The organism is endosymbiont of Riftia pachyptila (vent Ph05) (genome assembly GCF_000224455.1).
Taxonomy (GTDB): Bacteria; Pseudomonadota; Gammaproteobacteria; order Chromatiales; family Chromatiaceae; genus Endoriftia; species Endoriftia persephonae.
In genome coordinates this window covers 1-5239 of record NZ_AFOC01000148.1, presented here as the reverse complement: position 1 = coordinate 5239, position 5239 = coordinate 1, and the positions used below count along the sequence as shown (strand labels likewise).

The 5239-nt window shown below is 51.6% G+C and carries 4 protein-coding genes; all 4 read right to left on the bottom strand.

The window, feature by feature from the left end:
• Positions 1-727 (bottom strand): AAA family ATPase (locus RIFP1SYM_RS18435; protein WP_240992145.1); only part of this gene is annotated, 727 nt, incomplete at its 3' end.
• Complete coding sequence (gene brxC, locus RIFP1SYM_RS15535) at positions 724-4248, bottom strand: BREX system P-loop protein BrxC (protein WP_039960748.1); 3525 nt, start codon at positions 4246-4248, stop codon at positions 724-726. The genes brxC and RIFP1SYM_RS18435, both read right to left, overlap by 4 nt.
• 14 nt (positions 4249-4262) lie before the next feature.
• Entirely contained in the window at positions 4263-4883 is a 621-nt protein-coding gene (locus tag RIFP1SYM_RS15530) for a DUF1788 domain-containing protein (RefSeq protein ID WP_005966572.1), read from the bottom strand.
• On the bottom strand, positions 4883-5239 hold a 357-nt coding region (locus RIFP1SYM_RS15525; protein ID WP_039960747.1), incomplete at its 5' end, for a BrxA family protein. The genes RIFP1SYM_RS15530 and RIFP1SYM_RS15525, both read right to left, overlap by 1 nt.

Here is a 5239-nt window from a genome sequence, read left to right as displayed (position 1 = left end):
CTGTAATGGTGGAATCTTGATACATTTGGGCAGACTTGGCTTTTGACCGTGTGGGAGCTGCCTTTTCTACATATTTCCCAGGTTGGAAGCAGAAGCCACCGTTTTCCCATTGATAACGCCCACCGATCAGGTTCACCAACTCTGGAATAATTGCGTTAAAGCGCGGATCGAGGTTTATTTTATCTTCTGCCTCCTCGTGCCCTGGTCGCATCAGTGCATCGGCAAGATCCACGTACCCATCATCAAAGATTAGTTCGACCGTTTTCTGATCATGAGATTTGTTAGTCATCCCTTTAACTAGCGAGAGGACTTCCTTGGTGGGCATAAAAACCGCCTCGGCCTGATACTGCTCGTAGTTGGTGCGATCCTGGATGGCAAGTGCCTTGGAGTTTTTGAAAAATGTAGCGGCGATCTTCTGCCCTTGAGAGAACCGGGCAGACAGATAAGCCTGATCGGTCGCGCCCTGGCGATGCATCTTGCCGAGCTTATCGTCGAGAGGCATGAAGAGGCGGAGCAATTTGGCTGTCAGTGCCGCTTCGAGCGCATCGTCGCTGGTATCGGGCTTGTTCTTGAACAGTGGCGCACCGGCGCACAGTCCATAAGCGGCCTTGAGCAGATGGGTTTTGCCGGTGCCGTTCTCACCAATGATCACGTTGACTTTGGGCGAGAGATCCAGCGTAAGGCCAGTGAAGGCCGTGAAATTCTTCAGTTCAAGTCGCTCGATCATATTTGAACCCTTTTCCCTTTGCGGATTTCTGCCAGCAGCGCCTCGCGCATCGATTCCAAATACCGTTCTACATCTGCTTCATCCGCCAACCAAGCTTTGTCGTACGAAATCCGTACTTGTTTGGAATGGATATATTCAATCTTTGTCTCGTTGACTTGTTCCGATTTACCACTGCTCGAATCGCCCTCATCGTCTGAGGCAACTGGCTTGGGCGTAGCCATTTCAATCATCTTGGCCAACAGCTTCTGATAGCCTTGATCTTCGAAATACCGGAGCCTGTCGTTTATTACAGCAATAAGGTGCTGTCGTTCTATGTCTTGAGCAAGTTCATGGTAAGGCTTATCCAACTCAGCTTGCCGTGGCTCAGGGAGTTTCTGGTATTCATCCATCCCCTGCATGCGAGACTGCATTGTGCGCAGAGTTTCTACCGAGCTAGTACGTGCCTGCTGTACCGCGATATCAACCTTCTCTTTCAACGAATCCAGATGAGTTTTAACCTGCTGCATGCGATTACCCTTGAAGCATCCAGGATCGGTCAGGCTGGTGACCACTTGAGCGGCTTCATTGCCTTCGATGTAGGCGAAGTTGGGCTCCTGGGTTTGTACAAACTGGCGGGCGTTATCGAAGATGCCTTTTTGAGGCCCGTTCATGAACTTGCGGATCGGATCGATCACGCCTTCCTTCATGTCGAGGAGGGCGTCTTCTTGACGAACGAGCTCGGTTAGATACCAGGTATAGGGTTTGCCGGTGAGCTCCTTGAGTTTCTCGAGCACCGGAGAGAGAGCGGTCAGAAACGGGTACTGGCCTGCTTGGGACACCAGTGGCGTGAGCTGGTGCACCAACTCCTGGAGTGCGGTGCCGGTTTCCTTGCCAAGCGCTTTTGCCTCACTGGCTCGCGGTGGAGCGTCGAAGAAATCTTCATAAAACTCTTTCAGAGCACGTACCTGCGACGCGGTAAATTCAACCTGGGGCTCCAGCACCACATTGCCATGGCCATGGGTGTTGCGCAGCGCACGCTCCAGCTCGTCATCTTCCAGAAGATTGCCATCGACTCGCACTTCCACCTTGCCCCTGGCGCACAGGTTGGCCAGCGTGCAAAGCACGGCTGCGTAATACCAGCCGTAGGGTTTGCGCTCGAACTTTTCCAGCAGGTTCTTCAGCGTGGTGCGAACACCACCCCGGTTGTTGCTTTGAATGAAGGCCAGCAGCTCCTGTTCGGATTCGGCCAGCGAGGTGGCATCGTTACCGAACAGCCCCTGCTGCGAAGCTTTAAGGCATTTGGCGATGTCGTTCTCGGTATAGGTGATACCACGAAGCATCCGCAGATTCGGGTACGCACGGGAAATGAGTTCATGGAAGCCACGCAGCACTCGGGTTTGCGCATCTTCAGTACCGATTTCGATATCGCTGCCCGCCACAAACAGATTGGCCTTACCTAAGAGAAGCTGAACGCGTTGCTGGATCTCGGCATAGCGTTCCCGGTTCTGGAATCCTTTGTCGGTCAGAATGCGTTTGACCGCCTCCTGCTGTGTGATCGAGATGTTTTGACGGATGTATTTCTCGGTCCGTTTGTACATGAGGATGTCGCGAACCAGACGTTCATCCGAAGGCATCAAAACCAGCAGATCATCCCGGCCCATGCTCTGCATCCGCAGGATGGATTCGCTTTCAGCGTTTTCATGGAACGGGCTGATGACGTGGATGGCCAGCTCATATTCTCGCCCATGCAAGCGATCATCGAGCTTCCTGGAGAAGGGATAGTCCTGGCCGTTTTCGTCGTAACGGATCTTCCGATGTTTGATAACGTGGTCGAAGACAATCTTCTCGAGCTCTGCGGCAACATCGGACGACTCAACTTCGGTATTCTTAATCTCCTGTTCGACGTCTTTTTCCTCGTCGGTCAGGTACTCATAGAACTCGCCATTGCGCTGCACATAGGTCTGTTGTTCAAGAAGGTTGAGTGCTTCCTCGACCTGTTTTCTAAGCGCAGGCAGGTCCTGATTGAAGCCGTCCAGCATGAGAACACACAGGTTTCGAACGGTCGGCTTGAACTCCTTGATGTATTTGACAAGGAAGAGCGTCTTCAGCAGGCGAATGGCAAAGGGGCAGTCAAGATGGTTTTCCGCCTGGATGATTGCCCGCTGGATTTGGGATTTCAGTGCTGTGCGTATGCCTTCAAACATCAGATCGAAGGTCGCCAGCTGGCCAATCTCATGGTTTCCGATCTGAATTGCCACCTGCTGGAAAACGCCCAACATGGAACGCTCACCCACCGAGCTGTGCTTTCCCTCAAAGGCGTTATGCTGTGACAGGTCCTGAATTGCAGACTGAAACAGCGCGAACTGGTACGGAATAAAAGGGTAGCTATGAATGAAGTGATCCCGATCCTGAAAGTTCCGGTAGGTTGCCGAGCCATCCGCAAAGTCGAACAAGGTCTTAAAGTTATTGGCTTGCTCGTGGTAAATATCTGACAGCAGGCGGACACCTTCTTCGTTCTTCATCAGCAGCCGTTTTTGGATAACTTCTGCGACGTCGGCACTGGTCAGCTTCATCCGATTGGCAAACCGTGCCTGAATCTTCGAGAAGTCATTTCCTTGCTGCTTGCCCATTTCGCCAACAACCATTCCCATGTCTTCCTGGGCGGTCACGATGACCCATGCGCGGCCCCGGCATTTGGTGGCCAGGCTTTCGGCAATGGTCTGGAGATTGGTCATGAGCTTGACGTTGTCGGCGATGTATTGGCCGACCTCATCGACAAAGAAGTTCAGCCGAAAATCAGGAGATTGCCTCTCGATATAGGCGTGGACCTGCTCGGCGAAATCTTCAATAGAGACCCGGTATTGGCTGCGATATTTGTCAAGTATCCCTAAGGCTTCCGCTTCGTCACCACCCGTTACCTGAGCATAGGCTTTGGCAATATTCTTGGCCTCCAGCAAAGCTTGCTCACGACCTTTTTGCCAGGTTCTGCCCGCCGTGGACTCATACGCGGACTTGAACTGTTCGTAGAGCCCGCGGCTGTCGAGGTCACGCTCGAACTGGGCGATGTGTCCCTGCTTACCGTAGTAGCCGCACATCTCGTCAAAGACTTTTACGAAGACGGCCAGCAGCGCGTCGATTTGGGTCTTGCTGATAACGTCCGCTTTCTGGTCAATGTTGAACAGAATACTTTTTGACGGGATGCCAACCGCTCGCTTGAGGTCACCGCGCAAGATTTCGTTGTCGCCGCATTTGGGAAGAAACAGATCAAGAGCAGAGGCACCGTCGATTCGCCGGTTTTCCAACAGTAGAGCAAGCATCTTCAAAAGGTGGGATTTACCCGACCCGAAAAATCCGGATATCCAGACACCATTGGCTCCTTCATAATTGTTGTAGGCATCCAGGAAGGACTCGAGCCGCTTCTCAACTTCGTTGGTCAGCACATATTCTTCAATTTCAACGCGAAGGCTTGCCTCATCGTCGGCTTTGATTACCCCTTCAATTGGGCGATCAACCGGCTTGTTGAAAATCGTTTTGAAAGTCATCTCGTTTCCCTTGTTTATGCTTCGCAGTGAAAGATGTTGAACGCCCGGTAATACTTGTCGTTGGGGCGTTTGCATGACGGCGCAAAGAGATCCAGTGATGCTCCGGACTCCAGCGAGTGGGTATAGGCTCCCGGGAAAAACATGACCGTCGGCTTATCTTTCGCCGTGCTCTGTAAGTTGTTCAGAACATTGTGCGAGCGGATGTAGGGGAATACCTCGCCGACCCCGGAAAGAAACAGCACATCGAAATCCGTGCTTGCCAGTTTGGTGGCTATGGCTGGCACAAGATGGGTCTCCGGGTCCAATACCCCTTGCAACAATTCTTTGAGCTGTTCCTTGGAGACGGATTCTTCCATCTCGAGGATCTGGTTCCAGATGTCACGCTCTTTCAGTATTTCAATGGAGAGGTCATAAAGGTTAATTTCTAGAATCCGCACACCAGCCTGTTCAAGGCGGTTAACCAACTGACGCTGGAGCCGCTCCATCTCGACTGCCTCTTCAGGCCTAAAAGGACAAATGAAAAACGGCACCTCGTTGCCAAGACCCTGCTTTTTGAGAAAACGCTGGCCGGAGATCACAGCGAAAAGATGCTGAAATCTGTCCTGCATTGGCATTCTGGAAATATCTGCTTTCATTACGCCATCCCCTTCAAATCCGATTCAAATGCAGGGAAGTACAAAACATCTCGGCGGTTTCCATGAGATATCACGTCTATCAGCCTTGGGCTGAGCATGGCGGCATTGATCGTGTTGTTTGCGGTTAACAGGTCCGCTTCGCGGAGCATCTTGAAAAGCACCTGTCGCAATTTGTTTCTTGTTACTGGCCGGACTTCATCAAGCTCCGAATGCCACTCAGATTTTTTGTTAAAAAACACATCAAAATCTTCGTAATTAAGATCGTTCTTCAAACTGATATATCGTTCCCGAAAAACTTCGACTGCAAAATCTGCAATGAACTTGTAGCGTCGGCAAATAGCCATCCACAGGAGATA